Source organism: Cellulosimicrobium sp. ES-005 (genome assembly GCF_040448685.1).
Classification (GTDB): Bacteria; Actinomycetota; Actinomycetes; order Actinomycetales; family Cellulomonadaceae; genus Cellulosimicrobium; species Cellulosimicrobium cellulans_G.
The window spans coordinates 3753548-3777404 of record NZ_CP159290.1 but is presented as its reverse complement, the minus strand read 5'-3'; the positions used below and the strand labels follow the sequence as shown (position 1 = coordinate 3777404).

The following is a 23857-nucleotide window of genomic DNA, read 5'->3' as shown; positions in this document are numbered from 1 at the left end:
CCCTGACGAGCCCTTACGCCGCCACGGGACGCCGAGATCCTGCCGCGTCGCCGCGCCGCGGGCTCGCCCCGAGACCGCGGAGGACCCCGCGCGCGGCCTCGCGACCCGCCCTGTTCGCGCCGATCGTCGACGCGCTGGGCCCGTACCCGACGAGCTGCACGCGGAGGTCGCGGGCCGCCGTCGTGCCGTCGAGGACGATCCCGCCCCCGGGCGCGCGCAGGCCGAGCGGCGCGAGGTGGTCGAGCGCGGCGCGGAACCCGGTGGCCCAGAGGATGACGTCGGCGGGCTGGAACAGCAGCCCGTCGTCGTTCGCGCCCGCGGCCCACTCGACGCCCGACGCCGTGACCCGCTCGAACATGGGCCGGCGCCGCAGCACCCCGCTCGCGATCCCCGCGCGGTAGCGCGGGGAGAGCGGGAGGCCGGTGACGGAGACGACGCTCCCCGGCGGCAGGCCCGCGGACGTCCGCTCGGCGACGCGCGCGACCGCGGCGCGACCGAGCTCGGGCGAGAACTCCTCCTCGACCCACACCGGCTCGCGGCGCGTGACCCACGTGGTGCCGGACGCGTGCGGGGCGATCTGGAGCAGGAGCTGGGTCGCCGACGCCCCGCCGCCCACGACCACGACGTGCTGCCCGGCGAAGTCCGCGGCGGACCGGAAGTCGTGCGTGTGGAGCTGGCGGCCGCGGAACGTCTCCATGCCCGGGTAGCGGGGCCAGAACGGCCGGGTCCACGTGCCCGTCGCGTTGACGAGGGTGCGCGTCCGCACGGTGAGCCCGCGCGCGTCCGGCCCGGTGCCGACCGTCGCGCGGACACGCAGCAGGGCAGGGTCGTCGGGGTCCTGGGACACGTCGTCGACCGTGACCGGGCGCACGACGCGCAGGTCGTTCTCGCGCTCGTACGCCGCGTAGTAGCGCGGCACGGCGACGTTCGCGCGCTCCGCGGGGTCGCCCGCCGGGAGGGGGACGCCCGGGAGGTCGTGCACGGCGTGCGTCTCCGCCATCGTGAGCGAGTCCCAGCGCTCCTGCCACGCGCCCCCGGGGCCACGACCGCCGTCGAGCACGAGCGGGTCGAGCCCGGCGCGCCGCAGGTGGTACGCGGCGGAGAGCCCCGCCTGCCCGGCCCCGACGACCACGACGTCGCGCACGGCGCCAGGGCCACCGGCACCTTCAGCGCCCGGGCCCACCGCGTCCCGCACATCCGTCACCTGGCTCACGCCCCCCTCAACGACCCGGCCCAGCCGAACCTTCCCCGCCACCCAGCAATGTGCCGAACACGACATGAGGGGCGTTATCGAGCCGATGGCGACCTCCATGTCGTGCTCGACGACGGGCAACGTCGGGTTCGGCACGGCGCGGGCCGGGTTCGGCCGGTCGCGGGCGCCGGGGGCAAGATGGGGCGGTGGAGACCGCGATCCTCTGGCACACCGGGCCGCTCATCGACGACGTCGAGATCACGCAGGTCCACGAGCTCGCCGCCGCGGCCGAGAGCGCGGACGGCGTCGCCCCCCTCTCCGAGCAGCCGCTGCTCAACCTGCGCGAGGCGACCGACGACGTCGTGCACCTCCTCACGTGGCGCGCGGGCGAGCTCGCGGGCTACGCACAGGTGGACAAGCGTGGCGACGCACCGAGCGCGGAGCTCGTCGTCGCCCCCGCGCACCGCCGGCACGGGCTCGGGTTCCACCTGCTCGGCAGCGCCGCGGACCGCGCTGCCGAGCCGCGGCCGAGCGACCGGGGCGCCGACCACGACGGGCAGCCGCACCCCGGCGCGGAGACCGACGGCGAGCCCGCCCGCGCGCCGCGCCCCCCGCTGCGGGTGTGGGCCCACGGCGACCTCCCCGCGGCCCGCGGCCTGGCCGCGCGGGCGGGCTACGCCGTCGTGCGCGAGCTGCTGGTCCTCGAACGGCCGCTCGCCGGGCCGCAGGAGCGCCCCGCCGTCCCCGACGGCCTCCGGCTGCGCGCGTTCGTGCCGGGGGACGACGACGACGCGTGGGTCCGGGCGAACGCGCTCGCCTTCGCGCACCACCCGGAGCAGGGCCGGCTCACGGTCGACGACCTGCGCGCCCGGATGCGCGAGGACTGGTTCGACGCGGCCGGGCTCCTGCTCCTCGAGCGCGACCCGGCGCCCGGCGACGGGGCGCCCGAGCTCGTCGGGTTCGTCTGGACCAAGATCCCGACCGGCCAGCCCGACGGCGCCCGCGAGGGCGAGATCTACGTCGTCGGGGTCGTCCCGACCGCCCAGGGCGAGGGGCTCGGCCGGCTGCTGACCGCCGTCGGGCTCGCGCACCTCGCCGACCGGGCCGCCACGACCGCGGTCCTCTACGTGGACGGCGACAACGTGCCCGCCGTCCGCACGTACGAGCGCGCGGGCTTCACGCGGCGCGCCGTGCACGTGCAGTACGCGCACCCGACCGCGCGGTGACGCGTGTCACGCACCGTTCACCAACTGGTGCCACCATGAACCCATGACCGACACGTCCACGCAGCGCACGCTCGACCCGGACCTGGCCGCGCACATCGCCGAGCACATCGCGGAGGAGCCGGAGATCGAGCCGGTCGGCACGGAGCTCGACCTCGGTCCGCTGCCCGACGACCGGTTCGCCGACCGCGAGCTGAGCTGGCTCGCGTTCAACCAGCGCGTGCTGGAGCTCGCGGAGGACCCGAGCCAGCCGCTCCTGGAGCGCGTGCGGTTCCTGGCGATCTTCGCGTCGAACCTGGACGAGTTCTTCATGGTCCGCGTGGCGGGCCTCAAGCGCCGCATGGCGACGGGCATCGCGGTCACCGCGGCGTCCGGGCTGTCGCCGCGCCAGGTGCTCGACGCAATCAGCGAGCGCGCGCACGACCTCATGGCGCGGCACGCGCGCGTCTTCGCCGACGAGGTCCAGCCCGCGCTCGCGGCGGAGGGCATCACGCTCGTGCACTGGGACGAGCTCGAGACCCGCGAGCAGGAGCGCCTGCACAAGTTCTTCCGCAAGCAGATCTTCCCGGTGCTCACGCCGCTCGCCGTCGACCCGGCGCACCCCTTCCCGTACATCTCGGGGCTGTCGCTCAACCTCGCGGTCGTCGTGGCGAACCCGACCACGGGCAAGGAGCACTTCGCCCGGGTCAAGGTGCCGCCGCTGCTGCCGCGGTTCATCGCGGTGGACGCGCGCGGGCGCCCGAGCGCGCCGACGTCGCAGACCGCCGCCCCGGACCGCGGGCCGACGTCGTTCGTGCCCATCGAGGAGGTCATCGCCCAGCACCTCGACCACCTCTTCCCCGGCATGGAGGTGCGCGAGCACCACCTGTTCCGCGTCACGCGCAACGAGGACGTGGAGGTCGAGGAGGACGACGCCGAGAACCTGCTCCAGGCGATGGAGAAGGAGCTCCTGCGCCGGCGGTTCGGCCCGCCCGTGCGGCTCGAGCTCACGCCCGGGATCAGCCCGCGCATCCGGGCGCTGCTCGTGCGCGAGCTGGGCGTCGTCGAGGAGGAGGTGTACGAGATCCCCGAGCCGCTCGACCTCACGGGCCTCAACCTCATCGCCGACCTCGACCGCGCGGACCTGCACTTCCCGCCGTTCGTCCCCACGACGCACCGGCTCCTCGCGGAGGTCGAGAGCGCCTCGCCCACGGACGTGTTCGCCGCGATCCGCGAGCGCGACGTGCTGCTGCACCACCCCTACGACTCGTTCTCGACGTCGGTGCAGACGTTCCTCGAGCAGGCGGCGGCCGACCCGGCGGTGCTCGCGATCAAGCAGACCCTGTACCGGACGTCGGGCGACTCGCCGATCGTCGACGCGCTCATCGACGCCGCCGAGGCGGGCAAGCAGGTGCTCGCGCTCGTCGAGATCAAGGCCCGGTTCGACGAGCAGGCCAACATCTCCTGGGCGCGCAAGCTCGAGCAGGCGGGCGTGCACGTCGTGTACGGGATCGTCGGGCTCAAGACGCACTGCAAGCTCTCGCTCGTCGTGCGCCAGGAGTCGGACGGCCTGCGCCGCTACTGCCACGTCGGCACCGGGAACTACCACCCGAAGACGGCGCGCCTCTACACCGACCACGGCCTGCTCACGTGCGACCCCGACGTCGGGCAGGACCTCACGCGCCTGTTCAACCAGCTCTCCGGGTACGCGCCGCAGTCGCGGTTCCACCGCCTGCTCGTCGCGCCGCGCACCGTCCGCTCCGGCCTCGTCGAGCGGATCGACCGCGAGGCGACCGCCGCGCGCGAGGGCCACGAGGCGTGGGTCAAGATCAAGGTCAACTCCGTGGTCGACGAGACGACGCTCGACGCGCTCTACCGCGCGTCGCAGGCGGGCGTGAAGGTCGACCTCGTCGTGCGGGGCATCTGCGCCGTGCGTCCCGGCGTCCCCGGCCTGAGCGAGAACATCCGGGTGCGCTCGATCCTCGGCCGCTTCCTCGAGCACTCGCGCATCTACGCGTTCGCGAACTCCGCGGGCCCCGCGATCGGCGAGGGCCCGGACAGCGGGCCCGAGGTGTTCATCGGGTCGGCCGACCTCATGCACCGCAACCTCGACCGCCGCGTCGAGGCGCTCGTGCGCATCACGGACCCCGACCAGGTCATCGAGCTGCTCGACCTGCTCGACGCGTCGATGTCCGAGCGCACCGCGTCGTGGCACCTCGACGCCGACGGCACGTGGCACCGGCCGGAGTCCGGACCCGACGGCACGCCCCTCGTCGACCTCCAGGCGAGCCTCGTGCAGCGACAGCGCCGCCGGCTCGTCGGGAGGCGGTAGCGGATGGGTGTGCCCTCCCCCGCCCTGCGCAGCGGTCTGCCCCTCGTGGACGCCCTCGGCCCGACGCACGTCTCGCACGCCCCGGTCATCGAGTCCGCCGGGGCCCTCGTGTGGCGCGTGCGCGACGACGACCTGCAGGTCCGCCTCGTCCACCGGCCCCGGTACGACGACTGGTCGTGGCCCAAGGGCAAGCTCGACCCCGGCGAGACGTTCCAGGCCGCCGCGGCGCGCGAGGTCGCCGAGGAGACCGGCAAGCCGGTCGTGCTGGGCGTCCCCCTGCCGGGCCTGCAGTACCTCACTCCCGAGGGCCGCGTGAAGCGCGTGCACTACTGGGCGGCGCGCCGGGCGTCGCGGAAGGCGGACGCCGGTGCGCTCGCCGCGCGCGCGCCCGTCCCGCCGGTGTCGCCGCAGGAGATCGACCGTGCGGCCTGGCTCTCGGCCGACGACGCCGCGCAGCGCCTCACGCGCCAGGCCGACCGCGCCCCGCTCGAGGCGCTCGTGCGCGAGCGCGAGGAGGGCCGGCTGGCGACGCACGTCGTCGTCATCGCGCGGCACGGCAAGGCCGTCGCACGCTCGGCGTGGCACGGCGACGAGCAGGACCGGCCGCTCACGCCGGCGGGGCACGCCCAGGCCGTCGCCCTGGTGCCGGTGCTCGCGGCGTACGGCGTCGAGACCGTCGTGACGAGCCGCTGGGACCGGTGCGCCCAGACGATCGCGCCCTACGCCGGCGCGTCGGGGCTGGAGACCGTGAGCATCGACCACCTCACGGAGGCGCAGCACGAGCGCTCCCCCGCGCGCGTCGCGCGGACCGTCCGCGAGCTCCTCGAGGCCGAGCGGTCGTCGGTGCTGTGCACGCACCGGCCCGTGCTGCCCACGGTGCTCGACGTGCTCGGCCAGCACTCGCGCCGACCCGTCGCGAACGCCCTGCCGACGCACGACCCGTTCCTCGAGCCGGGCGAGATGATCGTCGCCCACGTGGCCCGCACCCCCAAGGGCCCGCGCGTCGTCGCGGCGGAGAAGGTCGCCCCGCCGCTGCACTGAGACCAGGACGAGGACGGCGCCCCGCCGATCCGGGTGGTGCCCGGATCGGCGGGGCGCCGTCCTCGTCGTCGTGTGCGGTGTGCGCGCCCGGCGTGCGGCGCGCGGTGTCAGAGCAGGATCGGGCTGAGGATCCAGTAGACGACGGCCGCCACGAGCGCGGCCGCCGGGATGGTCAGGACCCACGCGACCCCGATGTTCTTCGCGACGCCCCAGCGGACCGCGGACAGCCGCTTGGTCGCACCGACGCCCATGATCGCGGAGGTGATCGTGTGGGTCGTCGACACCGGCGCGTGGAAGATGAACGCGTTGGCGTACAGCACGACGGCGGAGACCGACTCGGCGACGAAGCCGCGCGCCGGGTCGAGCTCGATGATCTTGCGGCCCAGCGTGCGCATGATGCGCCACCCGCCGGCGTACGTGCCGAGGGAGATCGCGGTCGCCGCGGACAGCTTGACCCACAGCGGGATCGTGTTGTCGTCCTGGAACCCGCCCGCGACGAGCGCGAGCACGATCACGCCCATCGTCTTCTGCGCGTCCTGGAGGCCGTGGCCCAGGGCCATCGCCGCCGCCGACGCCGTCTGCGCGATGCGGAAGCGACGAAACGCCCGGGCGGGCGCCGCGTTCCGGAACACCCACAGCAGCAGCACCATGATCGCGAACGCGAGCCCGAAGCCGATGAGCGGCGAGAAGACCATGGGCAGCACGACCTTGTCGAGGATCGCGTCCCAGTGGACCGTGATGCCCGACGCGATCCCGACGCCCGCGAGACCGCCGATGATCGCGTGCGTCGAGGACGACGGCAGCCCCAGCCACCACGTGATGAGGTTCCACGTGATCGCGCCGACGAGGCCGCACAGCACAATCACGAGTCCCTGATGGGGTGGGACGTCGTTGACCGCCACGATGTCCTCGGCGATGGTCTGCGCGACGGCCGTGCCCAGCAGGGCGCCGATGAGGTTGAACACCGCCGCCATGAGGAGCGCGGCGCGCGGCGTGAGGGCCCTGGTCGAGACCGAGGTCGCGATGGCGTTCGCGGCGTCGTGGAACCCGTTGGTGTAGTCGAACGCCAGGGCGAACGCCACGACGACGACGACGAGCACTGCCTCCACGGGGCTCAGGACTCCTTGAGCGCGATGGTCTCGACCGTGTTCGCGACCTTCTCGAAGGCGTCGGCCGCCTGCTCGAGGACCTCGACGATCTCCTTGAGCTTCATGAGGAGGACCGGGTCGGACACGTCGTCGAACAGCTCGGCGAGCAGCTTGCGGTGGACCTTGTCCGCCTGGTTCTCCAGACGGTTGACCTCGACCCAGTACTCGGGGAGGTCGTCCATGGAGCGCAGGCGCGGCATCGCCTCGGCCGTGAGCTCCGACGCGCGCTGGAGCACCTGGACCTGCTCGGACACGCGGGCCGGGAGCTCGTCCACCTTGTAGAGGACGATGAGGTCGGCCGCCTCCTCCATGAAGTCCATGCAGTCGTCGAGCGCCGACGCGAGGGCGTAGATGTCGTCCCGGTCGAACGGGGTGACGAACGTCTGGTTGAGCCGCCGCATGATCGAGTGCGTCGCGTCGTCCGCGAGGTGCTCCGTCTCGCTGAGCTGCTTCGCGAGCTGCTTGCGCGTCGGGCGGTCCGCGCCCAGCAGCTCCGCCAGGAGCGTGGACCCTGTGACCAGGTGCTGCGCCGAGGCGGCGAGAAGGTCGAAGAACGAGGTGTCGCGCGGTGTCAGGCGCAGGCGCACGGGAGGCTCCGGAAGGGACGCGGGGTAGGGGCTGAGCTGGCGTCGGCCACGGGGGCCGCTCGGCCGCCGGACGGGGCCGGTCAGCCGGGGTGGTCACGATCTCGGGTCGGATGATCTCTGGATGAACGCACGTCGAACTCTCGTCAAATGTATCCGACGCACGGCGCGATGCTGGAATCGTCGGGGCGAAGGTCCCGGATCCTCAGGACACCCGCAGCCCGCGCCCGGCGTCCTCGCCGGGGCGACCACCCGTCCCGTGCGCGACGACGCGGGCGCAGCGGGCGGGGAAGGCGGGAGAAGTTGGCGACGCCGGACCGGGAGCGCCTCTCGGCGCGTGGCCGCTCGTAGCGGCTGAGTGTGGAGCCCGGGGCTACCGCGGCCCGGCGTCGTGAACCATCGTACGTGCCGACCGCCCCCCGAGGTACCTCGCCGACCCCGTGTTCGCGCTCCGCGAGAACCCCACCCCCCGACGTGCGCACCACCCCCGCACCCCGCACCCTCCGCCCAGCCAGCCGAAGCAGACCCCCGCCCCCCGGAGATAGTCCCCTGGTCGCGCGAGGTAGAGCCCTGGTCGGCCGAGGTAGAGCCATGGTCACGCGAAGTAGCGCCGCGGTCGGCCGAGGTAGAACCGTGGTCACGCGAAGTAGCGCCGCGGTCGGCCGAGGTAGAACCCGTGGTCACGACCCACGACGACGGCCCGCGACCCGACCGCCTTCTCGACACGCCGGGGGCAACATCGAGACTCCGTCGGACAGCGGAACAGCGAACGCAACGACGACCGGCCCGCACGGCAAGACGTGAACGACCACCGCGGGCCGTCGCCCGGGTGAGGACTGACCATGGCGAGACGACGCCGGGCGGGGTGGGTGGTGGTGCCGCGTCGTGGGGGGGGGGGGGGGGGGGCGCCCGCCGCGCCCCCGCCCGCCCCCCCCCCCCCCCCCCCCCCCCCCCCCCCCCCCCCCCCCCACCCAGGGCAACCACACGCCGTCGAACACAAGAACCACGGCTCCACCTCGGCCAACCACGGCTCTACCTCGCGCGACCGGCGGTTTCCCTCGGGAGTTCAGTCGAGGCGGTCGGCGCGCCAGAGCTCGGCGGCGTGCTCGAGCTCTTGGGCGGTGCGGAGGAGCGACCCGGCGCCGCGGGTCGTGCGGAGCGCGCCGTCGGGGTCGGCGACCTCGCGCGCGTCGGCGTCGAACGCGGCGCCGGTCGCGAGGATGCGGCAGAACGACCCCGCCCGCTCGAGCGCGACGGCGAGGTCGCCGGTGAACACGCCGGAGAGCACGGCGTCGACGAGGTCGCGCACGTCCTGGGGGCCGGGTGGTCGGGGGACGCCGGCGATGGCCTCGTGGACGGGGGCGGCGTCGACCCCGAGGCGGTACCGCAGCGTCACCGTCTGCGGGTCGCGGCGCACCCACTCGCGCAGCACGTAGAGCCGCCAGAGCGCGCCCGGCAGGGAGTTCGGGGCGGCGTCGGACCACAGGCCGGCGACGACGTCGAGCCCCTCGGTCTCCACGAGGTGGACCAGGCGCTCGACGACCTCCGGGTCCTCGGTGTCGCGCGCGCGGTGGACGATCGCGTGCGCGGTCGTGTGCGCGACCTGGTCGCGGAGCGCGGGGTCGAGCTCGCCGGGGAGCTCGTCGGCGTCGCGGGGGTCGAGCATCGCCGGGCGGCGGGGTCGTTGCGTGCGGTCTGCCCGACCCGGGTCGGGCCGGTCTGCGGGGGTGGCGGGGACGTCGTCGGGCACGCGCCCAGTGTCCACCCGGTGGGGGCCCGGTCGCACCGTCCCGGTACCCCCGCCGTGGCGGACGACCAGCGACCCGAGGCCCCGGCGAGGCGGCACCCCCGTTCGCCGCGCCGCCGAAAGCACCCCGCCCTACAGTGACGAGAGGGGCCTCGACCGGCTCCGGGACGGAGCGGAGGACGAGATGTCGAGCAGCGACGCAGCAGGTCACGCGACCGTGAGCGCACGCAGCGCGCACCGGAAGGCGATCGGTCTGGCCGTCGCCGCCGCCGTCGGCGGGTTCCTCTTCGGCTTCGACAGCTCGGTCATCAACGGGGCCGTCGCCGCGATCGAGGGCCAGTTCGACCTCGACTCGGCCGTCACGGGGCTCGTCGTCGCGATCGCGCTCCTCGGCTGCGCGCTCGGCGCGTGGTCGGGCGGCCGGCTGGCCGACCGCTGGGGCCGCACGCGCGTGATGGTGTTCGGCGCGATCCTGTTCTTCGCGTCCTCGATCCTGTCCGCGATCGCGTGGTCGGCGTTCGACCTCGCGATCTGGCGCTTCATGGCGGGTGTCGGCATCGGCATCGCGTCCGTCATCGCCCCGGCCTACATCGCGGAGATCGCGCCGGCGCGGCTGCGCGGTCGCATGGGGTCGCTGCAGCAGCTCGCGATCACGGTCGGCATCTTCGCGGCGCTGCTGTCCGACCAGCTCCTCGCCGAGACGGCGGGCGGCGCCTCCAACGAGCTGTGGTTCGGGTGGGAGGCGTGGCGGTGGATGTTCCTCGTCTGCGTGATCCCGGCCGCCGTGTACGGCATCCTCGCGATGCGCATCCCGGAGTCGCCGCGCTACCTGGTGGCGAAGGGTCGCGACGACGAGGCGCGCGCCGTGCTGGAGTCCGTCCTGGGCCCGGACGAGGACGTCGACGACCGCATCGCACAGATCCACCGTTCGATCGCGGTCGACGAGAAGAACGCCCAGGAGGGGACGCTCAAGGGCTCGACGTTCGGGCTCAAGCCGATCGTGTGGGTCGGCATCCTGCTGTCGGTGTTCCAGCAGTTCGTCGGGATCAACGTGATCTTCTACTACTCGACGACGCTGTGGCAGGCGGTCGGGTTCGACGAGAGCCAGTCGTTCCTCGTCTCGACGATCACGTCGGTGACGAACGTCGCGGTGACGTTCATCGCGATCGCGCTCGTGGACAAGGTGGGTCGTCGTCCGATCCTGCTCATCGGCTCGGCGGGCATGACGCTGTCGCTCGGCATCATGGCGCTCGCCTTCACGCAGTCGAGCGGGACCGGTGACAACATCACCCTGCCCGACCCGTGGGGCCCCATCGCCCTGGTCGCGGCGAACGCGTTCGTCGTGTTCTTCGGGGCGTCGTGGGGGCCGCTCGTCTGGGTGCTGCTCGGCGAGATGTTCCCGAACCGCATCCGTGCGGCCGCGCTCGGCGTCGCGGCCATGGCGCAGTGGCTCGCGAACTTCGCGATCACCCTCACGTTCCCGCCGATGCTGTCGGCGTTCGGTGCCTCGATCCCCTATCTCATGTACGCGGTCTTCGCGGCGCTGTCGTTCGTCTTCGTCTTCAGCAAGGTCCCGGAGACGAAGGGTGTCGAGCTCGAGGACATGGGCGACGAACGCGTAGGCCGCACGGCGCACTAGCCCTCCTGCCGAACCCGGGGTCGCTCCCCACGGCGTCCGCCACCTGAGGAGCGACCCCGGGTTCGGCCGTGTCCGGGTCCTGTGAGCCCGGTCGGGAATTCCTTGCTCCGCACAATGGTTGCTGAAAGCAACTGCGAGGAGTATGCTTGCCTGCAGCAACCAAGGAGTGCCCGTGCCCGTCATCACCCCCGCCGCGACCACCGCGGACCCCGAGCTCGCACCCGACCCGTCCCCCGCGGCGGGCCTCATCCGCGCGCTCGACGAGCTGGCCCGCGCCCAGCGCGAGTCGGCCGTCCGCATCGCGCGCGACCTCGACATCCCGCGTTCGTCGTTCGGCCTGCTCCGCATGCTCCAGCGGTGCGGTCCCGTCCAGCTCGGGGACATCGCCGCGAAGCTCCGCGTCGACCTCTCCGTGGCCAGCCGCCAGGTGAGCCACCTGGTCGACGAGGGCCTCGTCCGCCGCACGGTGGACGACGACGACCGGCGCGCCCGGACCGTCGAGCTCACCGACGCGGGGCGCGGGCTCGTCCTGCGGGCGTACGAGCACATCGACTCCCTCGCCGCCACGACGTTCGCCGAGTGGCGCGACGAGGAGATCGTCGAGGCCACGCGCCAGATCGAGCGTGTGGCCTCCGCGGTCGTCGCCGGCCACGGCGCACCCCGCACGACCGGGTGACCGACGACGCCCGGCGGCACCACCGCCGTCGGGCACGTCCCCCGACCGCCGACCGCGCCGCCGCGCGGACCGGCCACCAGACCACCTGACACCGCCCCACGACACGCCGGCCCTCCGACACGGCCCCGTGAGCAAGGAACCTCAGCGCCTCATGACCAGCACCACCCCAGAACGCACCGCCCCGCCCGGCGGCGTCGAGTCGTCCATGACCCGTCGCGAGGTCATGGAGTCCCTCTCCGGGATCCTCCTCGGCATGTTCGTCGCGATCCTCGCGAGCTCGATCGTCTCCAGCTCGCTCCCCAAGATCGTCAGCGACCTCGACGGCTCGCAGTCGTCCTACACCTGGGTCGTCACGTCGACCCTGCTCGCCATGACGATCTCCACCCCGATCTGGGGCAAGCTCGCCGACCTCACCAACCGCAAGGTCCTCATCCAGGTCGCGCTCGTCGTCGCGGTCGTGTCCTCCGCGCTCGCGGGCCTGTCGCAGAACGTCGGGACGCTCATCGCGCTCCGCGCCTTCCAGGGCATCGGCGCGGGCGGCCTCATGGCCCTCGCCACCGTGCTCATCACGGACATCATCTCGCCGCGCGAGCGCGGCAAGTTCATGGGCCTCATGGGCGGCATCATGGCCGTGAGCCAGATCGGCGGACCGCTCCTGGGCGGCGTCCTCACCGACGCCGTGAGCTGGCGCCTCAACTTCTTCGTCGGCCTGCCGTTCGCGATCGCCGCGATCATCGTGCTCCAGCGCACGCTGCACCTGCCGAAGGTCGCGCGCCGCGTCGTCCGGATCGACTACTGGGGCGCGATCCTCATCAGCGCCGGCGTGTCCTCGCTCCTGCTGTGGGTGACGTTCGCCGGGCAGAACTTCGAGTGGCTCTCGTGGCAGACCTTCGCCATGGTCGGCGGCGCGGTCCTCGCGCTCGTCGGTGCCGTGCTCGTCGAGCGCGTGACCCCCGAGCCCCTCATCCCGCTGCACCTCTTCAAGAACCGCACGTTCGTCCTCGCGGTCGTCGCCTCGGTCGCGGTCGGCGTCGCGATGTTCGGCACCGCCGTGTTCCTCAGCCAGTACATGCAGGTGGCGCGCGGCAAGACGCCGACCGAGTCGGGTCTCCTGACGGTCCCGATGATCATCGGCACGTTCGTCGCGTCGACCCTGTTCGGCCAGCTCATCACGCGGTACGGCCGCTACAAGGCCTTCATGGTCACGGGTGGCGCGGTCCTCGTGGCGTCGCTGTTCGCCCTGTCGACGATCGACTACCACACGAGCTTCACGCTCATCAGCGTCTACCTGTTCTTCCTCGGCGTCAGCATGGGCATGCTCATGCAGAACCTCGTGCTGGCCGTGCAGAACACGCTCGACGTCGACGAGATGGGCGCCGGCACCTCGACGGTCGCGTTCTTCCGCAGCCTCGGCGGCGCGATCGGCGTGTCCGTGCTCGGCGCGGTGCTCGCGACCAAGGTCACGACGTCGATCCAGGACGGCCTGACCAAGCTCGGCATCCCGGCCGACTCGATGGGCGGCGGCAACGCCGTGCCCGACGTCTCGACCCTGCCGGCGCCGATCAAGGACCTCGTCGAGAAGTCCTACGGCGACGGGATCGCCGAGATCTTCCTCGTCGCGGTGCCGCTCGCGCTGATCGCGCTGATCGCCGTGGCGTTCCTCAAGGAGGTGCCGCTCGGGACCAAGACCGGCCTGCAGGAGCGCCTCGAGAAGGAGGCGGCGCTCGCCGGCAGCGAGTCCCCGGTCGACGCGACCCCGGACCGCGTGACCCTCACCGAGGAGACGGAGTCCACCCTCCTCGAGGCGTTCGAGCCGGCGGGCGTGGTCGACGACGAGCGGACGGCCCGCTCGTCCCGCTGACCCACCCCGCACGCTGGGTGCAGGGAATATGCGGTCTCGAATCGGTTCGGGGCCGCATATTTCCTGCACTCGGCGTGTTGGTCGGCCGTCCAGCGGGTGAGGTTTTCGGACGGGCGTGACCGTTTGCCGTCCCGGGCGTCATGATGGGCGTGTGCCCGCCGAGACCGCTCCCACCCGCACCGTTCCCGACGCCACGCGCGGCGCAGAGCCGGACGTCGCGTACGTCGACCTCGAACGTGAGCTGCGGGTCCTCCTGCGCCGCGGCGGGGCGGCCGCGACCGCCATGGCACGCCGGATCCACCCGGACCTGGAGGCCAGCGCCTACCCGCTGCTCGCGCACATCGCCGACCACCCGGGCGTCCGCGGCTCGGAGCTCGCCGCGCACTTCGGCGTCGGGCGGGCGACGATCTCGCGCCAGCTCAGCCGGCTCCACGCCCTGGGCCTCGTCGCGCGCGAGGTCGACCCCGACGACTCGCGCGGACAGCTCATCACCCTCACGCCCGACGGCGAGACGCGGCTCCACGCCGCGCACAGCGGTCGGGTCACCTCGATCACCGAGGCGCTGGAGGGGTGGGACCGGCGCGACGTCGCGACGCTCGCGTCGCTCCTGCACCGCTACTCCGAGGACGTCGTGCGCTGGTCCGCGAACCGGTGACGGCTCGCACCCCCGCGGCGTGACCGTGCCCGACGGCGACCGTCCGGCCCGCGGCCTCGTCGCGCCCGCGATCTCAGGGCCTCGGCGACGGCGTCGGATCCTCGTCGCCCTCGTCCTCGGGCTGGTCGTGCTCGCGGGGCTCGTCGTCGCGACGCGCGTGCCCGACCCGTGGGGGGACGTCGGCGGTGACGTCCTGTACGCCGTCGCGACGTACGTCCTGGTGGTCCTGGTCCTCGCGCGCGTCCGCCCCGTCGTCGCGGGCGCCGTCGCGCTCGGCTGGTGCTGGGCGGTCGAGGCGCTGCAGGCGACGGGCCTGGCCGCGGCCGTGAACGACGCGGTCCCGCCCGCGGCGTGGCTGCTGGGCAGCACGTTCGCGGTGCGGGACCTGGTCTGCTATCTGGTGGGCGTCGGCCTCGCGTGCGCGGTCGACACGGGGGCCGGCGCCCGGTCGGCTACTCCGACGCGGCCTGGAAGGTCAGGCTGACCGAGTTCATGCAGAACCGGTCACCCGTCGGGGTCTGGGGCGCGTCGTCGAACACGTGGCCCAGGTGCGACCCGCAGCGCGCGCAGCGCACCTCCGTGCGCACCATGCCGAGGCTGCGGTCGGTGAGGAGCTCGACGCGGTCTCCCGCGAGCGGGCTGAAGAAGCTCGGCCACCCGCAGTGCGAGTCGAACTTGGTGTCCGACCGGAACAGCTCGTTGCCGCACGCCCGACACGCGTAGACGCCGACGCGCTTCTCGTCGAGCAGCTCGCCCGTCCAGGCGCGCTCCGTCCCCGCCTGCCGCAGCACGGCGAACTCCTGCGGTGACAGCTCGGCGCGCCACTCGTCGTCGGTCTTGACGACCTCGTAGGGCTGGTTCTCGTGGGTCTGGCTGGTCATGATCCACCTCCGACCATCCCAACCGCGCGCCCCGCCCCCGTGTTCCCGCCTTCCCCCACCGCTGTGGGCATGAGATGGGCCCGGTCTCGACGAGAAGACCGGGCCCATCTCATGCCCACAACCGGGTGGGCGACGAGTCAGCGCGGGCTGGACGTCGAGTAGACGGTGCTCGAGCCGCCGGCCGGGCGCTGCGCGCGGCCGCGGCCGCCGCGGCGGCGACCTGCGGACTGGCCCGTCGAGCCGTTCCCGGTGCCCGAGGCGCCGCGTCCGTCCCGGCCGCCGCCCTCGGGGCGACCCGCACCCGACGCGCGCTGGCCGCCCTGGCCGCGCTGCGTCGTCGTGCCCTGACCGGCGCCCTGGGCCGCGGGACGGCCGCCGCCCTGGCTGCCGCGGTTGCGGCGCGACGCGCGCGACCCGCCGTTGGTGGACGTGGTGCCGCGCTTCGCCTGCGTCTGCGGCGGCGTGATGTCCGCCGGGCGCACGTACTCCGCGACCTCGCCGACGAGGCCCTTGATCGTCGCGTCGCCGGGCGCGACCGGCTTCGGCTGGGCGGTGATCTTCGCCTTGCGCGTGAGGTCGCGCACGTCGCCGCGCTGCTCCGGGAGCATGACGGTGACGACGACGCCCTCCGACCCGGCGCGCGCGGTGCGGCCCGAGCGGTGCAGGTACGCCTTGTGCTCGGCCGGCGGGTCGACGTGCACGACGAGCTCGACGTCGTCGACGTGGATGCCGCGCGCCGCGATGTCCGTCGCGACGAGCACCTTGACCGCGCCCGACGAGAACGCCTCGAGGTTGCGCTCGCGCGCGCCCTGGCCGAGGTTGCCGTGCAGGTCGACGGCCGGGACGCCGTTCGCGGTGAGCTGCTTCGCGAGCTTCTTCGCCTGGTGCTTGGTGCGCATGAACAGCACGCGGCGGCCCGTGCCGGACGCGAGCTCGTGCACGATCTGCTTCTTCGCGTCCGCGTCGCGCACCGCGAGGATGTGGTGCGTCATCTGCGGGGGCGCCGCCGCGGCGTCGTCCACCGAGTGGCGCACCGGGTTGCTGAGGTAGCGCTTGACGAGCTGGTCCACGCCGTTGTCGAGCGTCGCGGAGAACAGCATGCGCTGACCCTGCTTCGGCGTCTTGTCCATGATGCGCTTCACGCCGGGCAGGAACCCGAGGTCGGCCATGTGGTCGGCCTCGTCGAGCACCGTGATCTCGACGCCGTCGAGCGTGAGCAGGCGCTGGTTGAGGAGGTCCTCGAGGCGGCCGGGGCACGCGATGACGATGTCCACGCCCTTGTCGAGCGCGGCGACCTGGCGCGACTGCGCGACGCCGCCGAAGATCGTCGTCGTCACGAGGCCGAGCGCCTTCGCGACCGGCTCCATCGTGGCGTTGATCTGGTTGGCGAGCTCGCGCGTCGGGCACAGCACGAGCGCGCGGGGGCGACGCGGCTGGCGCGACGACTTGGCCCACGACAGGCGCGAGACGGTCGGCAGCGAGAACGCGAGGGTCTTGCCGGAGCCCGTGCGGCCGCGGCCGAGGACGTCACGGCCCTTCAGCGAGTCGGGCAGCGTGGCGGTCTGGATGGGGAACGGGGAGTCGATGCCCTGGCGCGAGAGCTCGCGCACGACGGGGGTGGGCAGGCCGAAGTCGGCAAAGGAAGTCACAGGTGATGGGCCTCTCGGGGCTCAAGGTCGGGGTCCGCCGCACGCAATCCGGGGGGATCTCCACGACGCGGGGCGCGCGGGATCGCGCTGCCCTCGAACCTCCAGTGTCTCATGCCGGACGCCGGAGCACTGGTGAGGTGCGTCTCGTCGCCGGTGCACGCGCCGGGTCCGCCGCCGAACACGACATGGAGGACGTCAACGGCGTCTTCGCGACCGCCATGTGGTGCTCGACCGCGCGCGGAGTCGTTCTCGGCGGGCTCCGAGCCGTCTGTGGTGGAATGGCGCGCGTGCACGCGCCGACGCCCTCCCTCGCCGTAGCCCGAGCCGTGCTGTCCGACGGCGGGACCACCTCCGGAGGCGACGTCGCCTCCTCCGTGGGGGACGTCGTCGGGCAGGTGTGGGAGGCCGCGACGACACCCGTCGCGCCCCCGGCGACCGCCGTCGTCGTGGCGATGGGCGTGCTCGCCCTGGCGGTCGTGCTGGTCACGCCGGTCTGGCGCGTCGCGCGGCACGTCGTGACGATCGCGCACGAGGCCTCGCACGCGCTCGCCGCGCTGCTCACCGGACGGCGCCTCTCGGGCATCCGGCTGCACTCCGACACCTCCGGCCTCACCGTGTCGTCGGGCCGACCGCGCGGGTTCGGCATGATCCTCACCGCGTTCCTGGGGTACGTCGGACCGGGCCTCATCGGGCTCGGCGCCGCCGCGCTCCTGCGCCAGGGCTACGCCGTCGGGCTGCTGTGGCTGCTCGTCGTGCTGCTCGCCCTCATGCTGCTGCAGATCCGCAACTGGTTCGGGCTGTGGTCCGTGCTCGTCACGGGCGCGGCGCTCGTGGGCGTGTCGTGGTGGGCGTCGCCCGACGTGCAGAGCGCCGTCGCCTACGCGGTCACGTGGTTCCTGCTGCTCGGGGCGGTCCGGCCCGTGCTGGAGCTGCAGAGCGAGCGGTCGCGCGGACGGGCGGCGACCTCCGACGCCGACATCCTCGCGCGCCTCACGCACCTGCCCGGGCTGTTCTGGGTCGGGGTGTTCCTCGTCGTCACGCTGGGCGCCGCCGTGCTCGGCGGCTCGTGGATCGTGGGGCCAGCGGCCTGAGGACGGCGCGAAGAGGCTGCCGCCGTCCGGCACGACGACGGGCCGCCCGCCGGAGCGGACGGCCCGTCGTGCGACCAGAGACGCGCCTGGAGGAGGAGGCGTCGTCGAGATCGTCCGGCGCGGGCGCCGGGAGAACTGGTGGGGTCAGCCCTGAGGAGTCAGGACGAACGCCGGGCCCTGCGCGTTCGGGTCCGTGTCGAGCGTGAGGTTCGCGAGGGTCGGGGCCGTGGCGGACTCCACGAACACCTTCGCCTCACCGTCCTCGACCACCGTGTCGTCAGGCTGCGGGCCGGGCACGAGCGCGAGCTCGAAGCTGCCCGCCTGGTCCGCGGACTCGGCGATCCGCAGACCGCCTCCCTCCGGGACACCGGCCTGGGTCTGCAGGTCGTGGACAGCGGTACGGGCGTTGTCGGTCAGGGTGAGCACGAGAGCTCCTCTCGTCGCCGGGCGGGGCCTGCGGGACACGTCCGTGCGGCTCACGCCTGGCCGGCGTGACCTGCCGTCGGTGCACCCTCCCGCGGGCCCCTCGGTCCACTCCACCGAAACAAGAACGGGCTCGACTCGCAAGCGAATCGCCCGATTCTCACCGAATTTCTCACGGACCAAGACCGCGCGTGACAGCGCCCGACGACGCGCGTAGGGTCCGCGCCCGCGCGCCCGCTACACCCGCGGTCGGCAGCTCCTGCCGAGATCGGCGCTCCCGGTTGCCGATATCGGCAGGGACCGCCGACGTCGTGGCGAACTGCCGACCCGGGCGCGCGGGTAGCCTGTGCCTGGACGCCGCCGGGCGTCCAGGGCCTCTAGCTCAATTGGCAGAGCTGCGGACTTTTAATCCGTAGGTTGTGGGTTCGAGCCCCACGGGGCCCACCAAAGATGGCGGATTCACAACAGTTGCTGCCGCCCATCAGTACGCAGCGAGGCTCTCGTCCCCCGAAAATCCCCCGGTTACTCGCCCTGAACGCTCTTCACGAGCACCAACCGGCCGTCTCGGTGACGCTTCCAGGATCGACCGGCTGCGTCCTGGAACTCGATGTCCACGGGTATGACCCTGAGGACCGGCCGGTCGTACTCAAGGTAATACTCCTGCGTGGTCTCAGGGGCGATGGCCCCGTCGATGGTGCCCAGCGCCCCGTCGTGGAGATGAACTCTCACCCCATAGACCATGGCTCCGGAGTCGTTTCGCAGGAACAACCCAGCATCAGTTGAGCTAGTGCTCACGGTCGCGTCCCCAATCCATGCCGATACGCGCTCGGCCTGGCCCCATTTGCTCTCGCGGCGTCGTCGGCGAACCTCGGCCCCGTACGCGAGCGCTGCGATCAACAGAGCGCCGACGGTCCCGATCGCAGCTACGACGTCGGTCAAGGACGTGCTGACATCGACCTCTATCGCCATGGCGTGACTGTATCCGGACGACCGCTCTCGGCAAGGATTGGGCTTGCGGCTACAGAACCTCGGCCGCACGTGTCGTCGCGGGACGGCGGTCCATGTACACGTCGGTCGTGATCGACGGCGATGCATGCCCGAGCTGGCCCGCAATCTCCCGCGCTGTCAGGCCGCGCTGATCCATGAGCGTCGCCGCCGTTCGACGGAACGTGTGCGACGTCGCCCACTCGAACCCCGCCCGGTCCAGCATGCGCCGGATCGTCTTCGTCGTGTTCGACGGGTCGCGGAGCTTCCCGCCCGGGGACGGGAACACCACGTCGTCCGGTTCGGTGTGCTTCATCGTGTCGCGACGGACGCGCAGCCGGTCCGCCAGCCACTCGGGCAACTGCACCACGCGGCGGCTGGAGTCGGACACATGACGCTTCGTCTTCGTGCCCTCCTGGATCGAGACCCCTTCCCCCGGGACGCGGACAAGGGTGGCGTCGATGCGCGCCGTGGCCTTCCGAGCGTCGAGGGAGACCCGCGACCACCTGAGAGCACACGCTTCGCCCAGACGCGCACCTGTGCCCGCCAGGAACGCCATCAGGTCACCCAGGTCGTGCGCGAGGGCGTGCTCGTCGGTGTCCATGAACGTCAGGACCGCAGCACGCTCCTCCACCGTGAACGCCCGTGTGGTGTCGCGGGTCGCGCCCTTCCGCTTCGGGGCGCCCTTTTGCTTGATGCGGTCGACCTCGCGCACGGGGTTGGCGGGGATGGCGCCGTTGCGAACGGCGAGGCCTAGGATGCCGGACAGGACGGTGCGGGCGGTCTTGGCGACCGCCGGCCCACCCTCCTTGTTGATGTCCTGGAGCGCCCGGTTGATCGCGGCCACGTTCAGCTCGCGCACGGTCCAGCCGGCGAGGGGGCCCCGCGACTTCGGGTCGGCGGGGCTGCCGGTGACGTACCGGTGCAGGATCGAGGAGTACACGGCCTTCGTATTGGGCGAGCGTGACTCGTCGCCCTGAAGCTCCTCCTCCCACGCTGCCGCCAGGTCCGAGAACGTCGTAGCCGGGGTGATCGTGCCCTTAGTCACCGGGGTGACTCGCTCGCGTAGGGCCTCTTCGAGCAGGCGGCGGGCCTCAACCTTCGTCCCGCCGTAGCGCTCGACGTCGCGGACGATGCCGTCTGTGTCGCGCACCTTGGCGCGTGCACGCCAACGATCCGCCTTCCGCGTCCCCGCGGGGGCTGCACGGTACTTGCCGTCATCGGCCAGGAGCTGGGGCGTAGTAGCGACGTTGCCCCACTCCCCGAGCTTCATCCGCGGACGCGCCATACGATCCACCGTAGCAGTATGCGGGGGATGAAAAAAGGTCCAGTTCAAGGGCATAGGCGGCGGGGCACCGGGCACTGAAGAGCTTCGCCCTGGACGCGCCCGGTCGGATAGACGACACTAGCCCCGTGACCAGCACGTTCGTCGTGCAACCAGAGACGCAGGAGAGTGACGCCCCGTGGTTGACCCCGTCTCGACCGTCGCGCTCACCGGAGCAGCACTCGCTACTGGACGAAAAGTGCTCGGTCCCACCATCGACCAGTTCGCCAAGGACCTCGCGGCCGTCTACTCCGCGTGGCGCGCGGAGAACTTCGCGCGAATCCTGCAACGAGTATCGCGAAGGTCCGAGCCGATGCCCGATGGGGAGGCGGTCCATCCGCGGGTCGCACACGAAGTTCTTGACGCGGGCTCGTGGATCAATGACGACGTACAGCAGGAATACCTTGCAGGCCTTTTGCTCACGTCGCGTTCGCCAGGCGGTGCGGACGACAGTGGGACGTATTACGCCGGGATCGCTTCCCGCATGACGGCCGCCCAGACTCGACTGCACTTCCTGATATACGCAAGCCTCGAAGGAACAGCGACAGGCGACCAGAATCCTATTTCCATCGCGTTTAATGAAGCCAAAGAGCTTTGCGTTATAACAGAGACCAGCGAGCTAGAAAAGGCCTCGGGCGTAACGGGCCAGGCGGTCGTGGAAGCTCTGGACGCCCTCTGGCGCGCAGGCCTAATCGGGCAGTGGGGTACCGGCCGCGTCACACCCGACCGACCGGAACCCATGAGTTGGGCCGAACCAACGTCCATCGGCGCACGCCTATACCTTCGCGCTCGTGGAATCAAAGATGTGTTCGTTGACATGGTTCGTTCCAGCGAGTTGAAGTACGAGCCATTCGACCCCGAACCCGAGAGGCTGACTAGCGCAACGCTCGGACTCCCACCCGTCAACTAGGCGGTAACCAATTGCTCCACCACTGACTCAGCGCGGATCGAAAGGCACCTCGGGGCATAGTTCTGCCCACATCTCGCCGATGACAGGTAGAACCTCTTGCTGCGGCAGAGAAGGGAATTGGGTCGCGATGTCGCGCCATCCCTCGCCTGCGGTGAGCGAGTCGCAAGCAAGGTGCCCGAAGCGGAGGAACTCGGCGGCCTGCTCATCCGAAAAGTGAGGATCGACACCGGGCAATCCGGACCGCAACTCTTGAACTGCACGCTTCTCGGCGTCGGTCCAGGTCGCAGGGTCCGAGTATGGCGCAGACGGCTCGGGCAACGGAGTCTCCGGTTGGACACTTTCTGGCGAAGGGGTCGCCTCATTCGCGAGACTGGGGTCAGTGGCGGACATCTGCGGGGGATTTAGTGCCACGGCCACTTGGACCGCACCCACTACCACGGTGACTCCAACCGCCACCCAAGCCGCGACCAATGCGTGCCTTGTCTTGCGAGCGGCATCGCTTGCATCTTTTCTGGCGGCATTGGCTTCGTCCCGCGCAAGGTCGGCCATTCCGCTAAGAATCTCGTTCGCGTCCGAGGCCAAGCCGTTTGCCTTTTGCTGCTCCACAAGCACGTCATAGGTCGGATTGTGCACGGGCTCGAGGTCAAGCAATCGGGAGCCCTCGCCAGCGCCCGTAATAGGCGCCATTGGCGGGGTCGGATAGGCTAAGGCCGCGAGGTCAACGCTGCCGCGGGCAGCCTCCCCCAAGCTATCCAACACCGACTTCGCGGCGGCGGAAGGGGAAGCACCTAAGGCCTCACCGATTCGAGCGGCCCATCTCTTGTTGCGAAGGCCACGCAGCCTTTCATATTCTAGCGCCGCCGCGTGTCGCGGGTCATCTTTGTTCTCGATGATCGCCGCAACATCCTCTTGCTTCAAGAGGCCAATGGCAGCAATCTCGGGGTCGTCGATATCGATTGGAGGCGCCGGTTCAATCTCCTTCCACTCGCCATCTCCCCGCCGAACTCGCAACTTCCGCCGCTTCTCGCCTTCTCCAGCGCCATCCGTTCGGTCGCGGGCATCGCCGGCGCGGTTTGATTCATCTTCCATCTCTATACCTCATTGGCTCCCGGCGTTGATCGCTTCGTGTTTCGACACGCGCGGCACCGACGTCGCGCGTCCGACGGAAAACCGATCGTGTTCTCTTCCGTGTACTCGTGGCCGTGCGGGCAATGCGTCTTGGCGCGCTGATGCTCGGAGCCGTCGCGCTTCTCAGCGGACCCGTGCCGGTCCCACCGGTTGTAGTGCATCCAGTACGACTCAAACACGCTGCGCCACCGGCTCGCGTGTGTAGCGGCGTCCCTGCCACGACCTGCCGCCGGCAACGAACCCGAGAAGAACCACGTCGTACTGGTTCGCCGTCGCGGCCACTGCATCGAACGTGACCCGCGTCCCGGTCGCGTCCGCCTGGGCCAGCAGCGGACCCACCAGTGCCTCTCGCAGTCGCTTCCCGTGACCCTGCCCGATCGCCAACCCGATCATTACGAACGTGACGTTTAGGGAGCCCGGGCGAGCGCACGAGCTTCCACAGTGCGTGGCCTGACAGGCGCATCAGCGCACCGACGTCGGCGGTCGTCCCAACTCGCACGCCAGGTACTAGCTGCGGCAGCGCTGCATCCCCCATGAGCGAGGAGACTACTGGGGTGGCGTGGGTGGGAACAGCACTGCCAAGTAGGTGCGTGCGGGCATGCCGTGGTGCTGGCGACGCACCTGCAACCAGCCCGAAAACAGCTCCTGCGCATCTGTCGCCGTCAGCGTCGACCAGATGCCAGCATCCATGGCAGCGGCACGGAACTCGGCGGCGTCACGACGCCGGCGAGGGTTCAGCAAGTGCCATGGCACCAAGGTCCACGCCCCACCCCCGATGACGAGGAAGGCGATCACAGCCCATACGGGGTGGCCCGAAGTCCAGAGCGCCACGGCCGCAACCCCTCCGACCGCTGCTGATATGAGGACCTTCATGTAGGTGACGGTACGCCGCACCTGGTAACGCACACCAGGTCCAAAGCGGGTGAAAACACACCCTTTCGGCCCGGCCCCCATGGTCATCCAAAATCTTCACAAACGCTTGATTCTCGAGAGTCGTCGCAGGTCGCTCCGCAACGCTGTATTTGAGGCCTCGCGTCGCAGCTCCCAAAGACCCCCAGGAAAGGGGGTCGTGTCATAGGGACCGGCTTAGATGTGTGGTATGGCGAAGTCATCCACAAGCAGTAACGCCGCTCCCATCTCCTCCAACTTGCTGACCGAAAAGGAACTAGCGGCCCGGTGGCAAGTCAACCCGGGCTGGCTCGCCACACTCCGCTCGCAGAGGCGCGGACCCGTCTACCGCAAGATCGGCTTCAACGTCCGCTACCGCGTGTCCGACGTCGAGGCGTACGAGGACAAGCACGCCGTGAACACGAGCGGGACCGTATGACGGAGACGGCCCGCCAGAAGCAGCACGAGACCCCCTCCCAGGCTCGGAACTGGGAGCGGATCA

At 71.5% G+C, this 23857-nt stretch carries 22 protein-coding genes and 1 tRNA gene; 12 read left to right on the top strand and 11 right to left on the bottom strand.

What is annotated here, in order from left to right; translation table 11 throughout:
* Nucleotides 1-13: 13 nt before the first annotated feature.
* Nucleotides 14-1144 carry an FAD-dependent oxidoreductase gene (locus tag ABRQ22_RS16865; RefSeq protein ID WP_353707555.1) on the bottom strand — a complete coding sequence of 377 codons (1131 nt, stop codon included), beginning with the start codon at nt 1142-1144 and terminating at the stop codon, nt 14-16.
* Between the two features lie 254 nt (nt 1145-1398).
* Here ABRQ22_RS16865 and mshD point away from each other — a divergent pair, with 254 nt between their 5' ends.
* From mshD to ABRQ22_RS16850, 3 genes are read left to right on the top strand one after another with little or no spacing between them, the layout of a single operon-like run.
* Nucleotides 1399-2418: a mycothiol synthase gene (gene mshD, locus ABRQ22_RS16860; protein WP_353707554.1), complete on the top strand. Its 1020-nt coding sequence runs from the start codon at nt 1399-1401 to the stop codon at nt 2416-2418.
* 43 nt (nt 2419-2461) lie between these two features.
* The gene (locus tag ABRQ22_RS16855; protein ID WP_353707553.1) at nt 2462-4726 is read left to right on the top strand and encodes an RNA degradosome polyphosphate kinase; all 2265 of its coding nucleotides are present in this window, start codon (nt 2462-2464) and stop codon (nt 4724-4726) included.
* A gap of 3 nt (nt 4727-4729) precedes the next feature.
* A complete protein-coding gene (locus ABRQ22_RS16850; protein WP_253055269.1) occupies nt 4730-5767 on the top strand; it encodes an NUDIX domain-containing protein in 1038 nt (345 codons plus the stop codon).
* A 107-nt stretch (nt 5768-5874) separates the two neighbouring features.
* On the opposite strand, the gene ABRQ22_RS16845 is transcribed toward ABRQ22_RS16850, so the two are convergent.
* The 3 genes from ABRQ22_RS16845 to ABRQ22_RS16835 form a co-directional block, all read right to left on the bottom strand.
* Nucleotides 5875-6876, bottom strand: coding sequence for an inorganic phosphate transporter (locus ABRQ22_RS16845; RefSeq protein ID WP_253055268.1), 1002 nt, complete (start codon nt 6874-6876; stop codon nt 5875-5877).
* Between the two features lie 5 nt (nt 6877-6881).
* Entirely contained in the window at nt 6882-7502 is a 621-nt protein-coding gene (locus tag ABRQ22_RS16840) for a DUF47 family protein (RefSeq protein WP_047231395.1), read from the bottom strand.
* 1063 nt (nt 7503-8565) lie between these two features.
* Nucleotides 8566-9165, bottom strand: coding sequence for a hypothetical protein (locus ABRQ22_RS16835; RefSeq protein ID WP_253055328.1), 600 nt, complete (start codon nt 9163-9165; stop codon nt 8566-8568).
* Between the two features lie 298 nt (nt 9166-9463).
* Here ABRQ22_RS16835 and ABRQ22_RS16830 point away from each other — a divergent pair, with 298 nt between their 5' ends.
* From ABRQ22_RS16830 to ABRQ22_RS16810, 5 genes are all read left to right on the top strand, one after another.
* Complete coding sequence (locus ABRQ22_RS16830; RefSeq protein WP_353707552.1) at nt 9464-10885, top strand: sugar porter family MFS transporter; 1422 nt, start codon at nt 9464-9466, stop codon at nt 10883-10885.
* Nucleotides 10886-11057: 172 nt separating this feature from the next.
* Nucleotides 11058-11561, top strand: coding sequence for a MarR family winged helix-turn-helix transcriptional regulator (locus ABRQ22_RS16825; RefSeq protein WP_353707551.1), 504 nt, complete (start codon nt 11058-11060; stop codon nt 11559-11561).
* A 151-nt stretch (nt 11562-11712) separates the two neighbouring features.
* Nucleotides 11713-13422 (top strand): MDR family MFS transporter, encoded by a 1710-nt coding sequence (locus ABRQ22_RS16820; protein ID WP_353707550.1) that lies wholly within the window; start codon nt 11713-11715, stop codon nt 13420-13422.
* Between the two features lie 151 nt (nt 13423-13573).
* Nucleotides 13574-14077, top strand: a complete 504-nt coding sequence (locus tag ABRQ22_RS16815) for a MarR family winged helix-turn-helix transcriptional regulator (RefSeq protein ID WP_353707549.1) — start codon at nt 13574-13576, stop codon at nt 14075-14077.
* Nucleotides 14078-14096: 19 nt separating this feature from the next.
* Complete coding sequence (locus ABRQ22_RS16810) at nt 14097-14561, top strand: DUF2809 domain-containing protein (RefSeq protein WP_353707548.1); 465 nt, start codon at nt 14097-14099, stop codon at nt 14559-14561.
* On the opposite strand, the gene msrB is transcribed toward ABRQ22_RS16810, so the two are convergent.
* The gene (gene msrB / locus ABRQ22_RS16805; protein ID WP_253055262.1) at nt 14530-14958 is read right to left on the bottom strand and encodes a peptide-methionine (R)-S-oxide reductase MsrB; all 429 of its coding nucleotides are present in this window, start codon (nt 14956-14958) and stop codon (nt 14530-14532) included. The two genes, ABRQ22_RS16810 and msrB, sit on opposite strands and share 32 nt — an antisense overlap.
* 137 nt (nt 14959-15095) lie before the next feature.
* Complete coding sequence (locus tag ABRQ22_RS16800) at nt 15096-16607, bottom strand: DEAD/DEAH box helicase (protein ID WP_353707547.1); 1512 nt, start codon at nt 16605-16607, stop codon at nt 15096-15098.
* A gap of 374 nt (nt 16608-16981) precedes the next feature.
* Here ABRQ22_RS16800 and ABRQ22_RS16795 point away from each other — a divergent pair, with 374 nt between their 5' ends.
* The gene (locus ABRQ22_RS16795; RefSeq protein ID WP_353709567.1) at nt 16982-17698 is read left to right on the top strand and encodes a M50 family metallopeptidase; all 717 of its coding nucleotides are present in this window, start codon (nt 16982-16984) and stop codon (nt 17696-17698) included.
* 144 nt (nt 17699-17842) lie between these two features.
* Here the strand turns inward: ABRQ22_RS16795 and ABRQ22_RS16790 are convergent, their stop codons facing one another.
* Nucleotides 17843-18124 (bottom strand): iron-sulfur cluster biosynthesis family protein, encoded by a 282-nt coding sequence (locus ABRQ22_RS16790; protein WP_253055260.1) that lies wholly within the window; start codon nt 18122-18124, stop codon nt 17843-17845.
* A 368-nt stretch (nt 18125-18492) separates the two neighbouring features.
* Between ABRQ22_RS16790 and ABRQ22_RS16785 the strand changes: the two genes are divergently transcribed.
* A tRNA-Lys gene (locus ABRQ22_RS16785) sits at nt 18493-18568 on the top strand.
* A 75-nt stretch (nt 18569-18643) separates the two neighbouring features.
* On the opposite strand, the gene ABRQ22_RS16780 is transcribed toward ABRQ22_RS16785, so the two are convergent.
* Nucleotides 18644-19090: a hypothetical protein gene (locus tag ABRQ22_RS16780; protein WP_353707546.1), complete on the bottom strand. Its 447-nt coding sequence runs from the start codon at nt 19088-19090 to the stop codon at nt 18644-18646.
* A gap of 49 nt (nt 19091-19139) precedes the next feature.
* Entirely contained in the window at nt 19140-20393 is a 1254-nt protein-coding gene (locus tag ABRQ22_RS16775) for a site-specific integrase (RefSeq protein ID WP_353709566.1), read from the bottom strand.
* A gap of 175 nt (nt 20394-20568) precedes the next feature.
* Between ABRQ22_RS16775 and ABRQ22_RS16770 the strand changes: the two genes are divergently transcribed.
* Nucleotides 20569-21339 carry a hypothetical protein gene (locus ABRQ22_RS16770; protein WP_353707545.1) on the top strand — a complete coding sequence of 257 codons (771 nt, stop codon included), beginning with the start codon at nt 20569-20571 and terminating at the stop codon, nt 21337-21339.
* Nucleotides 21340-21366: 27 nt separating this feature from the next.
* On the opposite strand, the gene ABRQ22_RS16765 is transcribed toward ABRQ22_RS16770, so the two are convergent.
* Nucleotides 21367-22428, bottom strand: a complete 1062-nt coding sequence (locus tag ABRQ22_RS16765; protein ID WP_353707544.1) for a hypothetical protein — start codon at nt 22426-22428, stop codon at nt 21367-21369.
* Between the two features lie 585 nt (nt 22429-23013).
* The gene (locus tag ABRQ22_RS16760) at nt 23014-23340 is read right to left on the bottom strand and encodes a hypothetical protein (protein WP_353707543.1); all 327 of its coding nucleotides are present in this window, start codon (nt 23338-23340) and stop codon (nt 23014-23016) included.
* Nucleotides 23341-23614: 274 nt separating this feature from the next.
* Here ABRQ22_RS16760 and ABRQ22_RS16755 point away from each other — a divergent pair, with 274 nt between their 5' ends.
* Nucleotides 23615-23794: a hypothetical protein gene (locus tag ABRQ22_RS16755; protein WP_353707542.1), complete on the top strand. Its 180-nt coding sequence runs from the start codon at nt 23615-23617 to the stop codon at nt 23792-23794.
* The last annotated feature ends 63 nt before the right edge of the window (nt 23795-23857 follow it).

Bases quoted from the DNA above. Each gene is read 5' to 3' on its own strand.
- ABRQ22_RS16780 (WP_353707546.1), bottom strand. From the start codon at position 19,090: ATGGCGATAGAGGTCGATGTCAGCACGTCCTTGACCGACGTCGTAGCT.
- ABRQ22_RS16775 (WP_353709566.1), bottom strand. From the start codon at position 20,393: ATGGCGCGTCCGCGGATGAAGCTCGGGGAGTGGGGCAACGTCGCTACT.
- ABRQ22_RS16835 (WP_253055328.1), bottom strand. From the start codon at position 9,165: ATGCTCGACCCCCGCGACGCCGACGAGCTCCCCGGCGAGCTCGACCCC.
- ABRQ22_RS16820 (WP_353707550.1), top strand. From the start codon at position 11,713: ATGACCAGCACCACCCCAGAACGCACCGCCCCGCCCGGCGGCGTCGAG.
- ABRQ22_RS16850 (WP_253055269.1), top strand. From the start codon at position 4,730: ATGGGTGTGCCCTCCCCCGCCCTGCGCAGCGGTCTGCCCCTCGTGGAC.
- msrB (WP_253055262.1), bottom strand. From the start codon at position 14,958: ATGACCAGCCAGACCCACGAGAACCAGCCCTACGAGGTCGTCAAGACC.
- ABRQ22_RS16760 (WP_353707543.1), bottom strand. From the start codon at position 23,340: ATGAAGGTCCTCATATCAGCAGCGGTCGGAGGGGTTGCGGCCGTGGCG.
- ABRQ22_RS16855 (WP_353707553.1), top strand. From the start codon at position 2,462: ATGACCGACACGTCCACGCAGCGCACGCTCGACCCGGACCTGGCCGCG.
- ABRQ22_RS16765 (WP_353707544.1), bottom strand. From the start codon at position 22,428: ATGGAAGATGAATCAAACCGCGCCGGCGATGCCCGCGACCGAACGGAT.